Source organism: Okeania sp. (assembly GCF_983059655.1).
Genome location: NZ_CEZPJD010000009.1, coordinates 9,095 through 32,635, shown reverse-complemented (window position 1 = coordinate 32,635; position 23,541 = coordinate 9,095). Strand labels below are relative to the sequence as shown.

Annotated in this window: 18 protein-coding genes and 2 pseudogenes; 10 read left to right on the top strand and 10 right to left on the bottom strand. The window is 38.3% G+C overall.

Annotated features, from left to right (window positions below; genetic code table 11):
• From AC3DU7_RS01495 to AC3DU7_RS01480, 4 genes are all read left to right on the top strand, one after another.
• The coding region (locus AC3DU7_RS01495) for an RHS repeat-associated core domain-containing protein (RefSeq protein ID WP_488037599.1) at positions 1–906 on the top strand (906 nt) is incomplete at its 5' end.
• A 101-nt stretch (positions 907–1,007) separates the two neighbouring features.
• Complete coding sequence (locus AC3DU7_RS01490) at positions 1,008–2,255, top strand: hypothetical protein (protein ID WP_488037598.1); 1,248 nt, start codon at positions 1,008–1,010, stop codon at positions 2,253–2,255.
• 21 nt (positions 2,256–2,276) lie between these two features.
• A complete protein-coding gene (locus tag AC3DU7_RS01485; RefSeq protein WP_488037597.1) occupies positions 2,277–3,263 on the top strand; it encodes an ankyrin repeat domain-containing protein in 987 nt (328 codons plus the stop codon).
• 51 nt (positions 3,264–3,314) lie between these two features.
• Positions 3,315–4,103 (top strand): RHS repeat domain-containing protein, encoded by a 789-nt coding sequence (locus AC3DU7_RS01480; protein WP_488037596.1) that lies wholly within the window; start codon positions 3,315–3,317, stop codon positions 4,101–4,103.
• A 249-nt stretch (positions 4,104–4,352) separates the two neighbouring features.
• Here the strand turns inward: AC3DU7_RS01480 and AC3DU7_RS01475 are convergent, their stop codons facing one another.
• The 10 genes from AC3DU7_RS01475 to tkt form a co-directional block, all read right to left on the bottom strand.
• Complete coding sequence (locus tag AC3DU7_RS01475; protein WP_488037595.1) at positions 4,353–5,066, bottom strand: phycobilisome rod-core linker polypeptide; 714 nt, start codon at positions 5,064–5,066, stop codon at positions 4,353–4,355.
• Positions 5,067–5,300: 234 nt separating this feature from the next.
• Entirely contained in the window at positions 5,301–6,866 is a 1,566-nt protein-coding gene (locus AC3DU7_RS01470) for a chlorophyll a/b binding light-harvesting protein (protein ID WP_488037594.1), read from the bottom strand.
• 116 nt (positions 6,867–6,982) lie between these two features.
• Positions 6,983–8,014, bottom strand: a complete 1,032-nt coding sequence (locus AC3DU7_RS01465) for a chlorophyll a/b binding light-harvesting protein (protein WP_488037593.1) — start codon at positions 8,012–8,014, stop codon at positions 6,983–6,985.
• Between the two features lie 49 nt (positions 8,015–8,063).
• The gene (locus AC3DU7_RS01460; protein WP_488037592.1) at positions 8,064–9,164 is read right to left on the bottom strand and encodes a chlorophyll a/b binding light-harvesting protein; all 1,101 of its coding nucleotides are present in this window, start codon (positions 9,162–9,164) and stop codon (positions 8,064–8,066) included.
• Between the two features lie 774 nt (positions 9,165–9,938).
• Complete coding sequence (locus AC3DU7_RS01455) at positions 9,939–11,732, bottom strand: S8 family serine peptidase (RefSeq protein ID WP_488037591.1); 1,794 nt, start codon at positions 11,730–11,732, stop codon at positions 9,939–9,941.
• A gap of 517 nt (positions 11,733–12,249) precedes the next feature.
• Positions 12,250–13,029 (bottom strand): hypothetical protein, encoded by a 780-nt coding sequence (locus AC3DU7_RS01450; RefSeq protein ID WP_488037590.1) that lies wholly within the window; start codon positions 13,027–13,029, stop codon positions 12,250–12,252.
• Between the two features lie 654 nt (positions 13,030–13,683).
• Positions 13,684–14,370, bottom strand: coding sequence for a M15 family metallopeptidase (locus AC3DU7_RS01445; RefSeq protein ID WP_488037589.1), 687 nt, complete (start codon positions 14,368–14,370; stop codon positions 13,684–13,686).
• A 547-nt stretch (positions 14,371–14,917) separates the two neighbouring features.
• Complete coding sequence (locus AC3DU7_RS01440; protein ID WP_488037588.1) at positions 14,918–15,175, bottom strand: hypothetical protein; 258 nt, start codon at positions 15,173–15,175, stop codon at positions 14,918–14,920.
• 14 nt (positions 15,176–15,189) lie between these two features.
• Positions 15,190–15,384: a hypothetical protein gene (locus AC3DU7_RS01435; RefSeq protein WP_488037587.1), complete on the bottom strand. Its 195-nt coding sequence runs from the start codon at positions 15,382–15,384 to the stop codon at positions 15,190–15,192.
• Positions 15,385–15,536: 152 nt separating this feature from the next.
• A complete protein-coding gene (tkt, locus tag AC3DU7_RS01430; protein WP_488037586.1) occupies positions 15,537–17,555 on the bottom strand; it encodes a transketolase in 2,019 nt (672 codons plus the stop codon).
• Between the two features lie 801 nt (positions 17,556–18,356).
• Here tkt and AC3DU7_RS01425 point away from each other — a divergent pair.
• The 6 genes and pseudogenes from AC3DU7_RS01425 to AC3DU7_RS01400 form a co-directional block, all read left to right on the top strand.
• Positions 18,357–18,485 (top strand): hypothetical protein, encoded by a 129-nt coding sequence (locus tag AC3DU7_RS01425; RefSeq protein ID WP_488037585.1) that lies wholly within the window; start codon positions 18,357–18,359, stop codon positions 18,483–18,485.
• 264 nt (positions 18,486–18,749) lie between these two features.
• Positions 18,750–19,073 (top strand): annotated as a pseudogene (locus AC3DU7_RS01420) (lipoxygenase family protein); the annotation flags it as partial.
• A gap of 178 nt (positions 19,074–19,251) precedes the next feature.
• Positions 19,252–19,422 (top strand): hypothetical protein, encoded by a 171-nt coding sequence (locus tag AC3DU7_RS01415; protein WP_488037584.1) that lies wholly within the window; start codon positions 19,252–19,254, stop codon positions 19,420–19,422.
• 596 nt (positions 19,423–20,018) lie between these two features.
• A pseudogene (dxr, locus tag AC3DU7_RS01410) lies at positions 20,019–21,173 on the top strand (1-deoxy-D-xylulose-5-phosphate reductoisomerase); the annotation flags it as partial.
• Positions 21,174–21,683, top strand: a complete 510-nt coding sequence (locus AC3DU7_RS01405) for a tetratricopeptide repeat protein (RefSeq protein WP_488037600.1) — start codon at positions 21,174–21,176, stop codon at positions 21,681–21,683.
• Positions 21,684–22,030: 347 nt separating this feature from the next.
• On the top strand, positions 22,031–23,541 hold a 1,511-nt coding region (locus AC3DU7_RS01400; protein WP_488037583.1), incomplete at its 3' end, for a site-2 protease family protein.

The following is a 23,541-nucleotide window of genomic DNA, read 5'->3' as shown; positions in this document are numbered from 1 at the left end:
GAGCAGGAGGGAGAAGTTTCTGTTTATTTGGTTGATGGTTTGGGTAGTACGCGGGTGTTGGTGGATGAGAATGGGGAGGTTGTTGCTGGTTATACTTATGAGGCGTTTGGGGAGTTGATTAGTGAGAGTGGGGATGTTGAGAATAGTTATTTGTTTGCAGGGGAGCAGTTTGATGGGGAGTTGGGGCAGTATTATTTGAGGGATAGGTATTATGACCAGGGTGTGGGGCGGTTTACGAGAAGGGATGTTTATGAGGGACGTTTAAATGAGCCAATTACACTACATAAATATTTATATGCTCATTCTAATCCAACTAACCTTGTCGATCCTAGCGGGTTAGCACCACCATATACTCAAGAATTCGGTTATGGTGTAGAAGAAGTAATTCAACCCATATACAGAGCTGATCACCCGGGGGATACTGTCTATTTTGGAAGGCTCATAGATGGGCGTAAACCAGATATTCTCAATCGTACTCAAAAATTATTTAATGATATAAAGCCCCTCTCTCCAAATGGGATTCTAGAAGCAACAAGAGCTCTTGGTGAATATGCAATAACATACTGGGATCACTCGCCAGATATTTTTTGGAAGGCACCACCAGATGTTATTATTGCAAATGTGACGCGTGGCGTTTCAAGTCCCACACCAATCATAGCTTTTAATTTCGGAGGGGCTATTTTTTACACTGATGAGATGCATCTCTTAGGCAAAATACGGAGTATGTCGGTAGTTATGCCGCAAGATTTGCGTCAGTTGGCAAGAGATTTGATGCCTATAGCTGTTGTAGGAAGTGCTGTCTCAATAACTTCTTATTACACAGCGACAATTGCTCAATCAACTTCTATATTAGTTTCTGAGATAGTATTAAGAACGAGCCTTAATAGAGGCTTGCTTTTTGGATAAGTTCAACAGGACTTACACATCCTTTATATAGTGTGTTGATGTAAGTTCTGTTCAAAAAAATAACGATTACATCATTTTTCATTCAACAATAAGTTAGAGAGATGAAAAAAGAGACAAAAAACAAAAGTTTTACTTTGATAATTCAAGCTTTTAGTCATATTCAAGATGATAATGTCTTGAATTTACTTCACGCTTTTGTTCCTTTAGTTGGACTCAAAGAACTCCAAATAAAAGCCAAAATATGGTCTAGGGGTCGTAGCTTATATAAACGCTATAAAAGTGCAGAAAAATCAATGGCAAAACTCAAGCAACAACAATTTAATTCAGCAGATATTATTTATAATTTTCCACCATTTTGTGTGACTCCAAAAATCGAAATTTGTCAAATAAGACAGGAGTTAGAAATGTCTCCTACTAATACTCTTTGGGCAGATACTACTGACTATGAAGCTGAAGGTCATAAAGCAGAAGAACTTCGCATGAGTTATGAATCAAGAGAAATTAATCTTAGATTTAATAGAATAGAAAGATGTCCTACTTTAGCTATAACCAAAATCGAATTAAATAGTTGTTTGAAAAAAAATGATTTATACAAAAAAATACACGATTTGTTTGCTAACAGTTTTTCCCATCAACTCTTATTAAAACAGATAGGAGGATGTGCAGATATCTACGAACATAACATACCTTTTCCAATTTTAAATCTTCTCAGCGATTTAGGACCGTGGCCGAAAGCTTATCCTCTTTTAGAAAATTATTTTGACGATCTCCACCCTATTCTGATAGGAAAATTAAACCTTTGCAATAAAACAGCGGAAATATTAGGAAGCTCGGTTAATTTAAAAACTGTTATTTCAAATAACCAAAGCTCGAAAACAGGTGTTTTATACATTCCAGAAAAAATAATTTCTCAGAAGAAAGTAAGGGAATTAGTAAAACAATGCCTACTGCCCAAAGATGAATCTACTGCACATTGCAAGGCAGATCCAGACCTTGGAGAGTTTGAGCTACTACCTGCTAAAATTACTATTTTTACAGCCAAAAGGCTAAAAGAGCTTCGCGAGCAAAAAATGTTCCCAGTAAGTAAAAATTTATATGCAGTTCCTGTTATTCTTTCAAAATATTGCACAATGATAGATTTAGATCCCGATCATATGGTAGTCTATTTTGTAGATAGATATATAGCAGACCAACTTAAACAAAATATTGACAGTTTCTTTACAGAAATGACTGAAGAATTAATGATTTCCAAACGAATATATTTAGCTCATCAAAAAGCTTGGGAGCAAATAGGCTGTGTAACACTTATGTCATTTATTAAGGAGAAATATTTTAAATCTTTAATGTGAGTTAATGGTGTAGTTACTGCTATGGATTTATTTGAAGCTGTTAAAAAGCAAGATATTTCAAGAATTAGAAAAATTATAAATTCTGGATTTGATATAAACTTTAAATTTGGTGACAAAAAGAGAACTGCCTTGATGCTAGCTACTCTTGATAATAATTTCGACATTGTTTCTTTGTTGATTGAGCTAGGAGCAAATGTCAATGTAAAAGAAAAAACAGGAATGACAGCATTAATGTTGGCATCTGCTCGGGGACATTATAAAATTGCTCAATTATTGGTTGAGTCAGGAGCTAATATTAATATTCAAGATCAAACAAAATATACTGCGTTAATGTATGGGGTTGAGTGGCAACACTATAAAGTGATAAAAATATTGATTGAATCTGGAGCTAATGTTAACGTAAAAACCGAAGAAGGAATAACTCCTCTTTACCGCGCCGTAGAAACTTCTAACTTAGAAGTAATCAAAATATTACTTCTAGCAGGAGCCAACCCAAATGTCAACAACTCTAAAGGTCAGGGCTTATTTGTCTGGTCTTTTTATACACAAAACACTGAGATTGTAAAAACTTTAATTTTGTCAGGAGTTGATATTCATTCAAAGGATAAAACAGAGAAAACTCCTTTGCAAGCTGCTTCTGGAACTATGATGCCTGAAATGGTTAAAATTTTGCTTGAAGCAGGTGCTAAAATAACCGTAGAAAATAACTCACAAGTGCTATGGACAGCCATTAATGACGGAGCAGATGAAATTTTAAAATTGTTGATTGAAGCAGATGCCAACGTTCGCTCGCTCGTTCCAATGCCTGAATATGGCTTCACGGGTTTAATGTGGGCTACTTTTTTAGGACATACAAATATTGTAGAAATTTTACTAAAAGCTGGGGTTGATGTTAAGACGAAGAATAATAAAGGAGAAACAGCTCTAGATATAGCAATTTCAAAAGGTCATAATCATATAGCAAATATGTTGCTAAGAGCTTCAGAAAATAAAATGGGCGATCGGTAGTAAACGAATGAAATTGTACGCGCTTGGCGTAAATAATTGCCAGTCAAGGATTTGAGCAATCAAAACTTTGGAGACATTTCACAGTTGATAAATTTATCAGAAGACGCACCCACCATCGGGCATATAGAGCGCCGTTTTACCGATGATGGTCGTCTCGGTGGTTGGTTGACACCAGGAGAAGGTGAAATCGTATTTACCTATAATGATAACGGACAGCTAGAGACCGAAACTGACCCCAGTCAACGGGTGACGCGCTATACCTACGACAATATTGGTCGAGTCAAAACAGTGACAGACGAATCAACTGGTCTGATGACAGAATATCACTACGACAGTTTGCCAGACGGTATTGCCGACCCAGACCCGGATGTAGCAGATAATCTGTTTGGTCGTCAGAGCGGTCAGACAATACATTTGGATGCTGATACCAGCTATACAACTGCCGTTACTTATTATCCAGACGGACAAGTCAAATCTTCTACCGACGCTCGCAATAACACTACTTTCTTTAGCTATACTTCCACCACCACAACGGTACGGGATGCTTTAGCTAGGGAGACGATAACGGTGCGTTCGGATGCCTATGTGCCCACAGAAATTCAATTTGCTGATGGTACAACTCAGAGTAACCAGTATCTATTCGATAATAACCTCCAAGAAGCAGACGAATATCCCAGGGTTTTGACTGGTCGTGACGGATTTATGTTGAGCAAAAACGTCTTGATTATGTTGCAGCCAACAAAAAAAATTGTAAGAAATACCCGTGAGAAATGCTTCCAAAGTTTCAGTGAAATTGGTCAAAGGTTTATGAGCATAACGTTTTCTCAGGCCCCCCATTAATTGCTGATAAATAATAAAAGTATAGGCAACAAATCACCATTGATGCTACTGGATTTAATATTAAGCGATCGCTCTGCCGTATTTTGTGCGATCGCCTAAATCACTGTAAACTATACTTGCTGCACGAGTATCCTGAAAGCCTTACAGTTTAATACTCGATTGTTATAACATTTATTGAAAAATACTTGATTTAACAATGCTTATAACATTTTTATGCAACAAAGCTAGTAAATTCTCATGTTATTGATATTATGTGGGCGAAAGTACTAGAGTCAGAGTAATTAATAACACTGCGACAGAGAGTATTCCCACAAATAATAGAGCTTTGCGATAAGCACGAGCGCTACTATCTAACATGCCTGGATAAAATTTCCGTAGTTGCCCTGTTTGATATAACTGCTCTAGGTAATAGCTGTCATAACGAGCCATCCGAGCAAAAGGTAACTCTCCCTGAGTGCGTTGAGGTAAAACTCGGCAACGTTGGTAGGGAACAAAATTATAGCCAAAATACTTGTCATATTCTTCGCTGTTTAACAGATCATTGACAAAACCCTGAAGTCCTTTTGTTGCCAATACAATAGACCAGGCAAGTTTCTCTTTATTGTTATAAACAGGGCGTCCTAAAACCCGTTGAATACAAAGCTCAACACAACGATAATTACTGTTGGTCTCATAGATCAGTCGCCGGAATGAATCAGAAAGCAACAAACCTTGAATGAAATCTTTAATTGCGATTTGACCATTGCGTAGTTGAGACTCCAGAGCAACCTGTCGATGGGCTGCGATAATTTGCTGCTCATTGAAAATTTGCCGATAGGCTGCCCAGATAATTTCATCCATCTCTGTAGCAGTTGGCAGGCTCTCTAAAGTATATTGTCTCGGATATTCATCTCCTGTAACATCAAATTTTTGAACCCGATGGTTTTGACTAGAGAGTGGGTAATACATTAAAGGAATTGTCATTGATAAAATCCTATAAAAACTGAAAATTATAAAGCTTGACTATTAGTTATCAGAGAGTTCTAATTGGTGAGGAGTAAAAATACTTTATAATTATTTACAAACAATTTTCAGGCAATAGAGTTGTCTAAACATCTTTGAGCTATTAACTTAAGCAGGAGAGGAAACAGAATAAATATCCGATAAAAATTAGGAGTATCAACTTCTGCCCCTTTTCCCCTGCTCAAGCAAACAAGGTTACAAAATTCCCGATCGCCCGATTTCTATGAGGATAAAGCAGGCAAAAATTACACCGCCTATTCCTCCAATGAGAAAACCAGAGGTAAACAGACTCCATTCCTGATAAGTTTGCAGGTTATCTGGCAAAACGCCTCTTGGTTTACTAGAACCTTGAAACACTACCGCCCCATAAACAAACAGACAGATACTTAAAATCACTACTAAGCCAGCTGCACTACCACCTCCAGCTAGAAGAGCTTGGTCTGTGTTACGCAATGGTCCGAGTTTCAGAAAAGGTCCTAATAATAGGTAGCCGTGAGCCATGCCAATTTCCAGACCCCGCGCAATAGGAGATAAACCATTCCGATAAATTGGTAAGTTTTTAACCCAAGTGATGGTAAGCTGACTGGAATTAATTGGGGTTGCCAAATTACCCAATTGAGGATTGTTCTGGAAAGGCTGTACAATACCAGTAACTAGAGATTCGTTATTAAACTGAGTGTCTCCATAGAGGGCACCGGGATTGAACTTCATATTACTGAAGACAAATCCACTGGCGATCGCTCTGGCTCTGAGACCATGCCAAAAGTGACCTGCTAGTAGCAGACAGGCAAAGATGAGTTGGAACAACATCAACCAGGTGCGAGGAGTGATTGTTCCATCAACATTAGTCACACCTACAGGACCATAAAATACGGAAGGATAGACTGTATCATTCACCCAGACAAAGTAGGCTGCAAAAAAGCCCATGTAAGCCAAAGCTGCCTGACTATAGGCAAGATATGCTTCTCCTGACCAGACAAATAAACCCTTAGCCCATTTTGTAGGGGCAGTAGTAATATGCCAGAGACCGCCCAAAATGCAAATAGCACCAATCCAGATATGACCCCCTACTACATCTTCTAGGGAGTTGACAGCAGCCATACCCTTCAACGTCCAGCCATCAGGGGTGATACCGACGAGGTAACCGAAGATAGTCTGTGGGTTGAGAGTAGGTTGAGTAATCAGTCGTACATTGGCGATCGCCGGGTCGTACAAACCATCAAAATACATAGCTTTGGCTACTAGCAAAAATGCTCCCATCCCTAATAGCAGTAGATGAATACCAAGGATAGTAGTCATTTTTTTGCCATCATTCCACTGATAGCCAAATCCCTTTTCATCAAGTTTGTCAGGTCCAAGCACGGCATGGTAAATGCCACCAGCACCTAGAATTGCTGAACTAACGAGATGGATAACACCAATAGCAAAGTAGGGATAAGTATCAACAATTTCACCATTTGCTCCAACCCCTATACCCAGAGTCGCCATGTGGGGCAGCAAAATCAGCCCTTGGTCGTACATGGGAAGGCTAGGATCGAATTTTGATAGCTCAAACAGAGTCATTGCCCCAGCCCAGAGTACAATCAAGCCTGCATGAGCAATGTGCGCTCCCAATAATTTTCCAGACAAGTCAACAAAGCGAAAATTACCAGCCCACCAGGAATAGGGTTCTTGGGAATCACTAACATAGTTCGCAACATCAACATTATTATCTGTGGAAAAGCCTAAAAACCTTAATGGATTTGATTTAGTTACAGTCATTTCAGTTATCAGTTATCAGTTATCAGTACCTCTAGTTAAAGTTAGAGGCTGGAAATATTGAACTTGATTTTTTTTCCTTGAAAGGGGAGGCTTGAGACCTGATTTTTTGGTCATAACTAGCTTACTTGACCTCTTGTAAATGTGACTACTCTACCTTCGGTGAAGCTATAGCCTGCTGCCCTAAGAGCATGGAATAGATGTCCTTGCAGGAAGAAAAATCCTAACCAGAAGTGGGCATTAGCTAACCATACTCTTGCAGTCAAGGCTCCATCAGTACTAACAAATACAGGAAAGCGATCGAATACCAGAGTCAAAGTTGGTCCGAAAAATTCTGTGGGAAATACCAGGGAGTTAACGGACACAAATAACGTTGCTACAAATGCCATTAAGCTGACTGCGCCAATACTGTAAGACAAATATGCTTCTCCTGACCAGACAAATAAGCCTTTAGCCCAATCAAACGGTACGGTGCGAATATGCCAGATACCACCCAAAATGCAGATAGCACCAATCCAAATGTGACCGCCCACTACATCCTCTAAAGAGTTGACACCAGCAAGCCAAAACTTCCCTTCTGTACCGAATAGGTAGCCGAAAATGGTCGTAGGATTTAGAGTAGGATTTGATATTACTCGTACATTTTGAACTACTGGATCGTATAACCCGCCAAATGCCATCGCTTTTGCTACAAGTAAAAATGCTCCGATTCCTAATAAGACTAGATGGATACCCAGGATAGTTGTCATTTTACCTGGATTATCCCAGCTATAGCCAAAGAAAGAAAATTTACCTTCTAGCTTGGCAGGGCCTCTGAGAGCATGGAATATACCCCCTGCTCCTAAAAACGCCGAACTAATCAAATGCAGTACCCCAATCACAAAGTAGGGGTAGGTATCTACAATGACACCTCCTTCACCAACCCCAAATCCCAAGCGAGCTAGATTAGGTAGTACAATTAACCCCTGCTCATACATCGGTAGGGAGGAATCAAAGTTGGCAACTTCAAACAAAGTAATAGCTCCAGCCCAGAGTACAATTAAGCCAGCATGGGCTACATGAGCGCCCAATAGCTTGCCGGATAAGTTAACAAGCCGAGCATTACCTGCCCGCCAAGGGATTTGCAGATTCTCATCAGTTGCGACAGTCATTGCTATTGTTCTCCTTATATAATTATTGAACTTAGATTCTAACTTCTGTTCATGCAGGTGTAATAGGTGTAACATTCTTAGCCATAAAGTCAAAGAACGTTCCATAAAATACTCTACGAGTAGCAGCTCGCGCTCGGTAAGCGTGCCATAAGTGTCCGACTAAAGCTAGGAAACCTAATCCAGCATGAACAGTAGCAAGAGCAGCTCGCACAGAGTCGCTACCAATAGGACCGTAAAACACGCTAGGATAAACGATTTCGTTGGTGGAGACAAAGACAGCTACGCTGAAACCTGCGATCGCAAGTGCCCCTAAACTGTAAGACAAGTAGGCTTCTCCGGACCAAATTAGTATTTGTTTTGCCCAACCTGTAGGCTTGGAAATAATGTGAAAGAGACCGCCTCCAATACAGAGTACGCTGACCCAAACATGACCGCCTATTACATCTTCTAGATTATCTACGCTAGCCATGCCTGTAATTGTCCAACCATTAGGGCTAAATCCAAACAGATAACCAAAAATTGTCCCAGGATCGATATTAGGCTGTACTAACCTTACTTGTTCTATTAGTGGGTCGTAAATACCACCTAAAACCGTTGCTTTAATTACCAACAGAGATGCTCCAACTCCCAACAGTACTAGATGAATACCCAAAATAGTGGTCATCTTGTTGCCATCTTCCCAGTCGTAGCCAAAACCTTTCTCATTAAGCTGTTTAGGCCCTAAAACGGCATGGTAGATACCTCCTGCTCCCAAAACAGCAGAACTGATGAGATGCAGCATACCAATGACGTAGTAGGGATAGGTGTCGATCGCTTGTACCCCTGCTTCAATACCAATACCTAATGTTGCCAGATGAGGTAGTAATATTAGTTTTTGCTCGTACATTGGTACGCTGGAGTCAAACTGGGATAGCTCGAACAGTGTCATAGCACCTGCCCATAGCATAATCAAGCCAGCGTGGGCTACATGGGCACCTAGTAATTGCCCAGAGAGGTCTTTGAACCTGATATTACCTCCCAGTAAGGCTGCACCTTCTTCTTCTGTGGCCTCAAAATTCCAACCTAGCGATCGCCAAACAGGTGTCCAGAAAACTCCACTGTCGTTAGTTGTAGATATGGTACTGCTTTCTTCATTGCCAAATGTTTGCATAGAGATTTGGTCCTCAATCTGATAAATATCAGTTCAAGAAGGCTCTATAGCAGTCCTAAATAATTTGTAAAAATCCCAAAGTAGAATAAAATTTTTGACAATTATTATTCCTTTTACCTTTGCTCTGTTGGATATTTTCTACATAGCGGAAATAGGACTACTATATTGAGCTTTATTATCAATAATTTTATTTGAACACAATTAAGATTTTTTATCAACAAAAAAATATAAATTTTTATGAAGAAGTATCCGTTATATCAATTGAGTTAGGGTTGGAGAACAAGTAGAGAATAGCAGTGAAATGCAGATTGTATATAAGAAAAAATTAGTTTCTTAGCCATAATTGTAAGAAATGTTCGTAATGCACAATCCTTTTTTTTCTGGGTGATATTATAGTGAGTTTATTCAAAAAATCAGTTAACATTACTGGAATTTATTGATATAACTTCTTAATAAGCTCTTATATATATTTAGGACTTGTATCATGTCCGGTTGAATAGTTATAATTACAGCTCGTAGTAGGCCTTTAGCTCTAATATAGATATCTCAAGGGCTAAAGCCCTACTACAAACAAAAATTTTATTATAAGTAATTATCCGAACATGATATTACAGTTCACTATCAACAGAAGTCAAACACCAACTTGTTCCTTGCAATAACACCTAAGACCTACCACCTACTACCTATAACCTATTCTATTCAGGACTTACGCATGAACGCTATGGGTAGGGTGTGTTAGCGGTAGCGTAACTGAGCGAAACCCTATATCTGTTCTCAGTGCGTAAGTCCTGCTATTAATAATTTTTCAGCATTAATCAAACCAAAACCCCATTTTGGATCGAAACTGCCAACAGGTTCTCCAGGAATAAAACAACTTGAATGCAAACGTTGCTTAATTTCTTCAGGAGTTAACTGCGGCTCCTTCTCCAACAGCAATGCTACTAACCCAGTAATAAACGGCGTTGCCATACTCGTACCTGCCATTACTTTATGAAACTGGTCAACTTGCATCATTGACGAACAAGTAGAAGTAGATGACAAAGCAGAAACTATCATCGCTCCCGGTGCAACTACATCTGGCTTCATCATACCATTACGCAAAGGGCCTGGACTACTAAATTCTGAAACTGTATTCAAATCTAATCCTACTTTTTGGCAATTTTGCTCTACATCTTGCCAGGATAGTCGCGCTGTGTAGGAACCAACTGTTATTGCTCTCGCTGCTGCCCCCGGAGAACCTATTTTAATTAAATCTTGTACTCCAGATCCTGTAAATACAACATCAAATCCTTTTCGACTCTCCCCACTCCAAACATTAACTTTTCCATTCTTGACAGCAACACCATTTAACCACAGTCGCCAATTACCAGTATTTCCAGTGGCGATCGATACAGAATTAGGGTCGTGAGTAATCTCTATATTGAACCAATATTCACCGTTGTCTGTATTTTCCGGACCATACATAATAATTTGTACTTGTGCCCCTGATATATGGTGTATTTTCTGAGAGTAACCATTGTCGCTGATATTCTGAAAATGCGTGCGACTACCTTCTGGAGATTGAACCGCAACTTCAATATTATCGCTGCTAGCGTACCAACCATTTAATTCTGCACGCCATTTTAAAGGACTGGAGCAAATGGAGGCAGGTATAAGGAAACGGATACAGACTTGTTGATTTTCTTGCACAATAGTTTCTGCATGAATATCAACATTACCTTCATTACCAGCAGCACAACAGACAATTTTGCCTGGGCCTGATTCTTGATCGATGAAATTAGATAACGGATCGCTACCGTCATGGGCATTGTAGTGGTCTCCTAAGCTGAGATTAACTACTGCAGGTCGTTGCAGTTCATCTGCAACCCGAAATATATAGTCGATCGCATCGGCAATATATGTATTTAAGCCTGCTTTGACTATTACTAAGTCTGCTTCGGGGGCAACACCTGAAAAGGCATGGTCATTACCAGCAGCAATGCCAGCTATATGAGTACCGTGACCAGTTTGGTCGCGAGACATTGCTAATATTCCTTTGGGTAGGTTGCCAGTGAGTTCTAAACCTTCGGGATATTCCGAGTTACCATCGTTAGGTAAGGTATGATCCCATATCCGCAAAATTCTACCAGTAAAAGCGGGGTGGGTAGTATCGATACCACTATCAATGATGCCAATAATTACTCCTTTGCCAGTTAACCCAGTTTTGATCTGAAAATTTGGTAAACCAATAGTGTTTTTCGCTTCGTCTAATAAGGGTTTTAGGTAACGAGAAGGAGTAATACGAGCGATCGCTGATTCTTCGGATAAACGCCCGATATGTTCTAAGGGGACAAAAGCTGTGCGAATTTTTCCTTTAGACTGTTTAATTTGTATTCCATACTCGCTGAGATGGTTGAGATTAGCATTTTCTTCACAGCGGATAAATACTGATGCTAAGGGCGGTTTAGAGGTTTTGGGATTATTAATAATACCTAACGATCGTAGATGCAGGTTGAGACCTTTTTCACCCTGTTGTTGATAGCTTTCTAAGGCATTTATTAATCCTGGAGAAATTTTTTCTGGTTTCATATTATTACTAAGGAAGAAGTAAGGAGGAAGAAGGAAAAAGGAAGAAGAAAAAATCTAGCCTTACCTGAGTTTTAAGTTAAGAAGAAAAAACGATCTATAAAATAATACAAACTCCTAGATAAATTAAAGGATTTTCAAGATTTTTTTAATGATAAATAGAACTCAATATAAAGATAATACAGAATATTTATTGCTTTCTAAAACTGATTTAATAGACATCTCCGACAATAAAAAATCAAATCAATTATCGCACAGAAATCATCAATTATTTTCCTCTACTGCCTACAGCAAAGCTGCCTACTGCCTCTTTTCCGGAGATGTCTAATAGATAAGTATTTCCTGCGGAATGCTGGGCAAACAGCTATTAGCAGTCACCTCTGATGTTCTTAACCAATGAAGCAAGCATTCGCTTAAGCTATACTACATTTTTAACCCATAAATTGAACCACAAGAACGACGCAGCTCTAGTTGTAAACTAAAGGTAATGAAGCTGATAGCTGACTGCTGAATGCTTATTTTAATACTTTTCATAAATCAGGATATTTTTCACATCACTACCGACTTTTTCTGAACGAAATAAACCTGGTTTATATACCCAAGCTGCCCGTACATCTGCAGTAACTTTGTGTAAGTTTTTGGGTTTTTTTATTGTCAGAGCTACTCTCACATCATTTTTAATTCCATTACCTTGAAAAAACCAAGCTGGTTGAGAAGTTAATCCACCGGAAAAATCAATTGTGACATCTCTCATACGTCCCAAATTAAATTCCCAAGGTCCTAGTTCAATATCAGCAGGTAACATATTTGAAACATTAACAGTTACAGGAATAAATTTAAGTAATTTATCAACTGCTACTGTAACTTTGCCTTGAACTAGATATTTTTCATCAAATAAATCAGATGGTAATCCATCTACAGCTATTATTGGTTCAGAGCCACTACCTCCTATTAAGGAAATTTCTAATCTGAGTTGTTCAATTTTGCCTTTGGGAATAATAATATTCATCCCTAGTTCGGCTTCGATTTTATCATATCTATTATCTGAACCAATAATAGTTGATTCTGCATATTCAGCAATCTCAATTCTAGTTTGTTTAATTAACCGAATTATTTCCCAAGGTTCGAGGTCATCTTGTAATTTTTTTGGATATCCGTGACGACTGAACTGTTCTGGTAAATCTTGATTTTCAGTAATTTGACTAGGAATTTTCTTATAGTTATCAGTCAAGTTAATTGTTTGATTTAGGGGATTTTCATCATTAAAAATATAAGTTGGTTCTAGTAGTATACTTTTCATATTGTTCTCCATAAAATTTGATTAAAATCGGAATTAGTGAGAACTACTTAGTATTTTGCTTTGTAACTAACTGATAAATTAGTTGTTCTCCATAATAAACTTTCTCAAGTTTAAAGTCAAACTCCGGACTTTTTCATAATATAATACTCATCTTTAACATAATCTATCGACAGTAGGGAGTTTAATACCTTATTTTTACCGAAAAATTCGTAAGTATTCAGCTATCAGCATTTGAAAGAAAGAATTAAGCAATGACCAAGGCTAACTGAAAGTACTATTTCATTTCCTGCGGAATGCTGCGCAAACATAATTTTTTATTCTCCTTAAATACTAATTCCTTCTCCCAAGATAATGAATTAATAACTCATAGCTGATAGCTGATAGCTGATAGCTGATAGCTGACTGCTGAATGCTTACAAAAATTCTGGTCTAAAGCCTCCTCTTTTAAGGGGATAAAAAAATATAATATAGCGCTACGCGCTAGGCAACAGGCAACAGGCAACAGGCAAAAGTAAACTGTGAGTGGGTTTGGTGGATTTAGGAATGTCCTAACCTAAACTTGTAGCGCTATATTCCTTATCTCAAGTCTCCTTATTGCAGAAGTACTGATAACTGATAACTGATAACTGAAATAACATCCATAATTTATATTTTTTAAAACTCAGTAATTCGATCTAAAGGTACATCTAAAATAGCAAATTTTTGCCACCCTGTTGCATCAAAATGCCACCACTCAGTTAATAAAGCTTCAAAGCCATACTTTTTCATTTTCTCTGCTAGTAGTTCGCTATTTCTCTGAACTTCTAATTTATTACCTGAATAATTGCGCCAAGCTTTTTCTGAAAAATCATCAAATTCCGTAGGCATTTCTAACTCTTTACCAGTGTTTAAATCAACTAAAGTAACATCAACTGCAGCACCACGATTATGTCGAGAACCTTTCTCAGGATTAGCCACATAACGAGAATCTGGTAAAACTTCCCACATCTTTTTTGTGACTGATAGAGGTCGATAGCAATCATAAACTTTTAAACCTAATCCTATTATTTTTAAATCTGCCTGAACTTGTGATAATTTTTCTGCGACTTCTTTTCTTAAAGCACATTTCGCTACAGGGTATAATTTTTGGTTGAGGAAATTATTTGTAGTGGCATAGCGAATATCTAAAATAATCTCAGGATTAACGGTTTTTATATCTACTAATCTTGCCCATTCAGGAGTTTTCGATTCAGCCATGTTATGATTCAATATTGGTTGAGTAATACCTACTTTGATTTGCAGAAAATTGATAGATATTGCGAATATAAGTGTTGCTAAAATTAGAGCTATAATAGCTTTCATTTGTTTTCTTATAATACTAGTGGCAAATTATATTATAGTTGCTAGGTAAAGTTAAAATAGCTCAATATTTCTCGAAAAGATATAGCAATGTGCGCTGGCATATTTACAAATTGCAGGAGATGTCCAATAGCTAAAAGTCTTATATTATCGGTTTTTTATTACCCCTGTTGCCAGATGAGCTGTTGCCTGTTGCCTGCGCACAGCGCTATACCTATCATTATCTGGTTAAATCTGCTTTAATCAGAGCAGAGTGAACAATTTCTTAGTAAGCATTCAGCAGTCAGCCATCAGCTATCAGCTATTAGCTATTACTTTTAGTTTAGGATATAAAGCTTGATTAATTTTCTTACTACAAAAGTTGCTTCCCTTGCCCTCAAAGTCAGTTGTTAATTTAAACACGTCCTTGAGAAGAGAATCTTGTTGCTGATAGCTGACAGGTAATAGATGAATTATTAGTCAGTAGTTCATCATCATTTCGTCAACAATAGTAATATAACTGAAAATAAACAGATTTTTCAATAAAAAAAACCATAATCAATCCTGAAACTTACTGACTATAATTTATAGAATCTGAAATAACTTTACACAAAGCTAATCTGCATTGCGGATGAGTTGCCACGACTTCTACTATCTCCATTTCAACCTTTTTTCTTGAGTCACTTGCACCTGCCCAAGAAGAAAATTTCTCTCCTACTACTGGAGGTTGTTTTGCTGTGGTAGATTGATACCATCCCATATAAATTGATGGTGTATCAGGTGTTGATACATAAACGTTATAGAAATCTACTCCATAAAAATCTGTCATATTCCACTCCCTATTTAACACAGAAATAATAAACACCACCACTCATGTCTGGACGAGCAACAGCATGACTGTAACCTTTTTCCCGACAGATATATATTAGCAGCGACGAGCGATGCAGCATAAAATCCACCTGACTCTTCTGCTACTGTTGGTAAAGCAATAGATGCAACTAAAGATATAACTAAAACTGCTTTATTCAAATTAATCATCAAACTTAGTTATTCCTAATTATATTATATCAAACCTGATGAACCACATCATCACCACTAGAAGCTTGTAGGGACGTTGCATGCAACGTCCCTACTAATTATGAAAATTGCTGTAGCTCTAGCTGAATGCTAAATGCCGATCGCTATGAAAACTAACCCAATACTTCCTTAGCTTTAGCAACAATGTTATCAACAGTGAAACCATACTTCTCCAGCACAACACCACCAGGAGCAGAAGCACCAAAAGTATCAACACTCAAAGTCGCACCTTCATCAGTCACATAACGATGCCAACCAAAACTAACACCAGCTTCCACTGCCAAACGCTTCTTCACAGATGCAGGGAACACAGACTCCTTATAAGCTGCATCTTGCTCTTCAAATAACTCCCAACATGGCATAGAAACCACCCGCACTTTCTTACCTTCAGCACGGAGTTTTTCTCCAGCGTCAACACATTGGTAAGTTTCGCCACCAGTACCAATTAAGATAATATCTGGAGTACCTTCGCTGTCACTAACAATATAAGCACCTTTAGCAACCGCATCAATGGAACTACCAGCTAAATTAGGCAAACCTTGACGAGACAATGCTAATAGAGTAGGTTGAGGATGAGTTCCTTTAGCTTTTTCCACTGCAACCTTGTATGCACCAGAAGTTTCATTACCATCAGCAGGACGCATCACAAGTAATTGTGGAATTAAACGTAAAGATGCAATATGCTCAACTGGTTGGTGAGTAGGTCCGTCTTCACCCAAAGCAATAGAGTCGTGAGTCATTACCCAAATAACACCAGCTTCAGCTAAAGCAGACAAACGGATGGAGTTCCGCATATAGTCAGTGAACACCAAGAATGTTGCACCATAAGGAATTAACCCGGAACCATGTAGAGCAATACCATTACAAATTGCTCCCATACCATGTTCCCGCACACCAAAACGCATATTCCGGTTTTGATATTGACCTTTTTGGAAGTCTCCTAAACCTTTCATTAAAGTCTTGTTAGAAGGTGCTAAGTCAGCGGAACCACCAATTAATTCTGGTAAAACTCCAGCTATAGCATTGAGTGTTGCACCAGACTGGTTACGAGTTGCATCCTTCTTGCTTTCAGGAGTATATTTAGGAAGTGCATCTGCCCAACCTTCAGGTAACTTACCACTTACCATCCGCTCCAAAGTAGCTGCATCTTCAGGATACTTGGATTTATAGTCAGAGAAAAGCTGATCCCATTCTTCCTGATATTTTGCTCCTCGGTCAACTGCTTGGCGGAAATGACTCAGAGCATCCGCAGGAACTTCAAATTCTGGATATTCCCAACCAAGATTTTTCCGAGTAGCTGCTACCTCATCGGGTCCCAGTGCTGCACCGTGAACATCGTGAGTATCAGCTTTGTTAGGAGAACCATAACCAATCAGAGTAGTAACTTTGATCATGGAAGGTTTGTCAGTAACTGCTTTTGCTTTTTCAATAGCGTCAGCGATCGCGTCTAAGCCAGTATTACCATCAGTAACGTGCTGAACGTGCCAACCATAAGCTTCAAAACGCTTACTTACATCTTCAGTAAAGGAAATGTCTGTATGACCATCAATGGAAATGTGGTTATCATCATAGAAAGCAATTAACTTACCTAAACCCCAATGTCCAGCTAGGGAAGCAGCTTCACCAGAAATACCTTCCATGTTACAACCATCACCCATGATGACGTAGGTATAGTGGTCAATTAGGTTACAGTCTGGCTTATTGAACGTAGCAGCTAAATGGGCCTCTGCTGCAGCTAATCCTACAGCGTTAGCAATTCCTTGTCCTAGTGGCCCGGTAGTAACTTCAATACCCTCAGTGATGTGATTTTCTGGGTGGCCAGGAGTTTTAGAATCCCACTGACGGAATTGTTTAATTTCCTCCATAGGTACGCTGTCAAAACCTGTGAGGTGCATGAGAGCGTAAAGTAACATACAGCCGTGGCCAGCAGAGAGAACAAAGCGATCGCGATTTAACCATTTAGGATTTTTGGGGTTAAAGCGCATGAACTTATCCCAGAGAACAAAGGCCATTGGTGCAGCACCCATGGGTAGTCCGGGGTGGCCAGAGTTAGCTTTTTGAACTGCATCAATTGCTAAGAAGCGGATTGAGTTAATACAAAGTTCTTCGAGTGATTGAGTTGTAACAGCCATAGTTATCGTTTCTATATAGTTTGAATGTGTGAATGCCGGAGCGAATAAACCAGATATTTGTCCACTGTTATACTACAGTCATACTACCCTGGAATTGTTCTCAGGCCATATACATTACAGATCATCTCACTGTAGGGATCTCTAGGCAAGAGAAGTTATGGCGCTACGCGCAAGTCAGAAGTCAGAAGTTAGAATTTAGAAGTAATCCCTGACTAAGTTTGAGTGTCTATAATTGCCCTAACCTATTTGCGTAATGCTATGTCAAGTCAAAAAGTTTTCAGGCCCTGATGAAGTTAAATTTAATGGTGTGAACTTTATTTCTTATTGTTAGGTTAAGGGTTGATTAACAGCTTCAAAATTAGCAGTTTCTTCTAAGTAGGGCTTGCTGATTAAATACCTTAGCGACAGCTTTGCGTCAGCAAAAGCATTGACTGATATTGGTTGTAAGATTTTTTTGTCTCAAAAAGTGACAGCTTTTCAGTGGCTTGAGCTGCATAAAGCTAGTATTTTGGCAGGCAATGGCGGAAAAATTGGGGGACAATTATTCCAGCTACATATTCTGTAATCCACCATTTCTCCTGACTATTGACTACTGACTACTGACTACTACGAAGAGCAAAAAGACTTTTTTAGCAAACCCTAAGTAGTCCAACTTATGGAGAATCATTGAATGACCCAATACTGTAACTCTGGTTAAATTTTATCGGGTGTTAAAAAGTTTTTAGTGTTATACCAATTCCCAAAAATAATGCTATACTTCCCGTGGGACTTCAGTTATTAAGTAATAATAATGCTTGAATCATGTTTGTAACGATTCTCGGCATTAAACCAAGATATCTTATCTCTTTTCACCCTACTCCCTACTCCCTACTCCCTACTCCCTACTGTCAAGGAGATGTAGCAAGACTTTTGAGAAATGGTATTACTTAGACATTTTATGGTATGAAAAATGTTTGTTTGCAGAGCATGACCCAGAAAAAGTAAGTCTAGACAAGGAAATAACGTCTTAGTTGCGCCCGGCAGTACGGTAGACTTTCTATTAGCCAGCAGCGTCGGTGGCGATCAAGATCTGGCGGCTAAAGCTGCACAAAGTTATTTGTTTAATTTTAATGAAATTTCAATTCCTCAAACTTTAGCCAATCGGCATGTAACTGATACTAACAAGTTACCAACCTATCCCTTCCCTACCGAGATGATGGGTTACTAATTTGGGATGCCATTGAAATTTGGGTAAGGGATTATTTCAGCATTTGCTACAGAAACGACTCAGCAGTTAAGGATGATACCTATTCACAAACTTGGGCATCAACTATCTTTGCAAGGGGACGGCTGCAAAACTTTGGTGATGATGGGGAAGGCAAATTTAACACCATAAATTGTTTAGTTAAAGCAATCTCGACATTGATTTTTACAGCGAGCGCTCAACACGCGGCGGTGAACTTTTCTCAAAAAAAATTAATGATGTACACGCCAGCATTTCCTCTGGCTTGCTATTTTGCAGCTCCAATAAATCCCTAAGATTCTGAGACTTTCATCAAAGGTTTGCCTTCACTCAGTCAAGCTCAAAACCAGACTTAATACGCTTTATTTACTTGGTTCTGTATATTATACCCAGGTAGGTAAATATTCCTCATCAGTATTTCCAAATAATGATCAATTGCAAGTGGCTTTGAAGAAATTCCAGGACAATTTGCAAGTGGCTGAGACCACAATTAAGGAACGAAATCGCCATGCTGACCGTTTAATGGCTTACGAGTTCTTTCTCCCTTCCCAAATTCCTCAAAGCATCAATAATTTAGCATATAGCAAAGTGAGGAAAATGCGATCGTCAGGCTATTCATCTACTACATCCGCCTTAATAATTTGAGGTCGCATTCCTCAAAGTATTAGTTTCTAATATATGTTCGGTTGAATACTTAGGGCTTGCTGAATAAATATCAAAGCATTGACAGATAAAAATTATAGCATTTTTTTGTATAAAAAAGTGCCAGCTTTTTAGCTGAAAGAGCTGCATAAAGCTAGTATTTTGGGACGATTATGGCAGAAAAATCAAGGGACAATTTTTCCGACTACCTCCTCTATAATTCCCATTTCTCCTGTCTTACTCTCTTGGGAGGGGTTAGGCGTGGGTTGTCTCCTACCCCTACTAAAAGACTTTATTCAGCAAACCCTAATTGAAAGGATAACCTTATATTATTTCTGACTTCTAACTTGCTAAGACGCATTTTAAAAATTAAGTGTGGTTAAAAGACACTTACAAGAAATATCCCTTGAGCAAAAAAGAGAACTTATGGCCTAAAAACCGACATTGAAGCTATTTATTCTGACTCTTCACTTCTAAGAAATACCCTAGCTATTTGTAGCACACATTTATCAATTTAGTTTAAATACAGGTTTCTCTTCTTCACCCAAAATAACCAATGAATCGTATAGTGGAATTGTGGACAAATTTCTCAAAAAAATATGAAAGCAATTACAATCTTGGGATCTACAGGGTCTATTGGTACTCAAACCTTAGATATTGTTACTCAAAACCCAGACAAATTTCGAGTTATTGGGTTAGCTGCTGGACGCAATGTCGAAATGTTAGCCCAACAAGTACGGCAGTTCTCCCCTGAAATTGTTGCTATTAACGATGAGTCCCAATTTACAGAGTTAAAAGAGGCCATTGCTGACCTGAGACCTCAACCCATATTGCTTGCAGGCCAAGATGGTGTAATAGAAGTTGCTAGATATGGTAACTCAGAAGCTGTAGTCACAGGTATTGTCGGTTGTGCTGGCTTATTACCTACGATCGCTGCTATTGAGGCCCAAAAAGATATTGCTTTGGCAAATAAAGAAACACTTATCGCAGCAGGCCCAGTTGTTAATCCCTTAATTGAAGAGCACGGAGTAAAGTTGTTGCCTGCCGACTCAGAACATTCAGCAATTTTTCAATGTCTTCAAGGTGTACCGAAAAAGGGTTTACGCAGAATTATTTTAACTGCTTCTGGTGGTGCTTTTCGAGACTGGCCAATTGAGAGATTATCAAGCGTAAAAGTTGCAGATGCGATTAAACATCCTAACTGGTCAATGGGTCGGAAAATTACGGTTGATTCTGCCACAATGATGAATAAAGGTTTGGAGGTTATTGAAGCTCATTATTTGTTTGGATTAGATTATGACAATATTGATATAGTTATTCACCCTCAGAGTATAATTCACTCTTTAATTGAGTTACAAGATACTTCTGTTTTAGCTCAATTGGGTTGGCCAGATATGCGTTTGCCTCTACTTTATGCTTTATCTTGGCCGGAAAGAATTTATACTGATTGGAAACAATTAGATTTAGTTAAAGCTGGTAGTTTGACTTTTAAGGAACCCGATAATTTGAAATATCCTTGTATTCAATTGGCTTATGCTGCGGGTCGTATAGGTGGTTCGATGCCGGCAGCTTTGAATGCGGCAAACGAACAGGCTGTGGCATTATTTTTAGAAGAAAAAATTCCTTTTTTGGATATTCCTAAATTGATTGAATATGTATGTGAAAAGCATAAGTCAGATTACCAGAAAAATCCTACTCTAGATGATATTTTAGCTACAGATAAATGGGCAAGAAAAGAGGCTGTAGCTGGAAGCTTGATAATAGCTAATTCTATCAAAAATGTATTAGTTAATATTGAAGAAAAATCAGAAAAAATAGAAAATCCAAAGGAAAAAAAAACTGCATTTGAAGAAACTACAGAAATAAAAAGCAAAAATAAAAAGCTAGGATTCAATTATTTTTATCAAAAAGGATTAAAAGAATATGAACAACAAAATTATCCATTGGCTTTGGCAGAATTTGATCGTGCAATAGAGATAGATAAAGGTCACTCAGATGCTTATATTTATAGAGGTGATGTTAAAGAAAAATTAGAAGATTATCAAGGAGCAATTGATGATTATAATCAGGCAATTAAATTAGATGCAACTCATCCAAAAGCTTATTATCGAAGGGGAAATGTACTACGAAAAGTAGGGGATAATTGGGGGGCGATCGCTGATTATAATCAAGCAATTAGACTCAATCCAAATTATACAGCTGCTAAACGTCGCAGTTATGTTCATGTTGAGAGAGGAACTCCAGAAACATTCATACAAGAGTGATTGAAATTTAGAATTACCTCTTCTTATAAATTTAGAGCATAGGAGCAAAAATTTTTTTTCTTTTTTCTCCATGAAATAAAGAGGCTTTATACTTAAATTTTTCAGTAAAAAATTAATCGGCTCAATTTTTTTTTATCAAAAAATATTTAGGCAGATTCAGATTGAAATCTAATGAACAAGAGACTGTTTAAATAACTACTTTAGTGAGAAAGTTTTTGATTAAACTGCTGAAAAATCACATATGAAATACAAAGAATTTCGATAGGAAAATTCTTTCCTTTGTTTGCACAAATATAATAGAAAACCTACTTTATTCCATATTGGACTTTTGAATTGCACATACAATTATGTATAACATATCTGAAAACATAACCACAGTAATAGTAGCTTTAATCACTCTGGGAATTCTTGGTTGGGGATATAACAGAGCAAGACCTTATGGTGTAGTAGGCATTCTAGCCTGGTTACAATCAGTGGTATTAATGGCTCCTTGGCTACTATTTTTTGCTCTATTTGCTGCTGGAATTTATCTTAACCTGGTATTTGTGCTGTTTTTGCTCGTAGCTTGTGCAGGATTGTATATATATTTGGGACGAAAACTACGAACAATAGCAGCTAAAGAAGCAGAAAACCAAACCAGTCTCAAAACTATCGGCGACTCCTCACAACTATCTAGTAATGAAGAGGAAGCTCAAGCAACCCAGGATAAAGTAGCAAACACTGAACCACAAAAAGAACTAACTCCAGAATTTCTTCCTATTCCTAGTGAAGACCTCCAGAAAATTAAAGATATTTTTGGTATCGATACTTTCTTCACCACTGACACTATTCCTTATCAAGAAGGAGCTATTTTCAAAGGTAATTTACGGGGAGATGTAGAAAAAGTCCATACTAAGTTATCAGTCAGTTTAAAAGAAAAACTAGGCGATCGCTATCAACTATTTCTACTAGAAAGTCCTGAAGGTAAACCAGTAGTCATAATTTTACCAAGTAAAAATGACCCTCAACCTGCTACTACATCCCAAAAAATTCTGGCAGTTGTGCTGGCGATCGCTACTATTGCTACCAGTTTTGAAGCAGGTGGTTTGTTATTAGGATTTGACTTTTTCAACGAACCCGCACGGTATCCAGAAGCATTACCCATTGCACTTGGTCTATGTGCAGTTTTAGGTATTCACGAAGTCGGCCATCAAGTCCTGGCAAAACGTCACAATGTCCGCTTTAGTTGGCCATTTTTTCTCCCAGCTTGGCAAATTGGCAGTTTTGGCTCTGTTAACCGTTTCGAGTCAGCGATACCCAATAGGAAAGTGCTTTTTGATGTAGCTTTTGCCGGACCTGCTGCTGGAGGAATACTTTCCTTGGCAATGTTATTGGTGGGTTTGTTGCTTTCCCAGGAAGGTAGTATGTTTCAGATGCCATCGGAGTTTTTCAGAGCTTCTGTTTTAGTAGGAACTTTAGCACGGGCGATCTTAGGTTCGGCGGTAAATCAAAATGTAGTAGATGTTCACCCACTAGCAATTATCGGTTGGCTGGGTTTAGTAATTACAGCACTAAATCTCATGCCTGCGGGTCAGTTGGATGGCGGTAGAATTATTCAGGCAATTTATGCTCGGAAAGTTGCAGGTAGAGCAACATTTTTCACTTTTGTAGTTTTAGTTATCGCTTCTCTGGTTAATCCTTTAGCATTGTATTGGGCGATTATTATTTTGGTATTGCAGCGAAATTTGGAACGCCCTTGCTTAAATGAATTAATCGAACCTGACGATCTACGAGCTACTTTGTGTTTGTTAGCTTTGTTTGTGGCGATCGCTACTTTATTTCCTTTAACTCCTGCCTTAGCTAGTCGTTTAGGGATAGG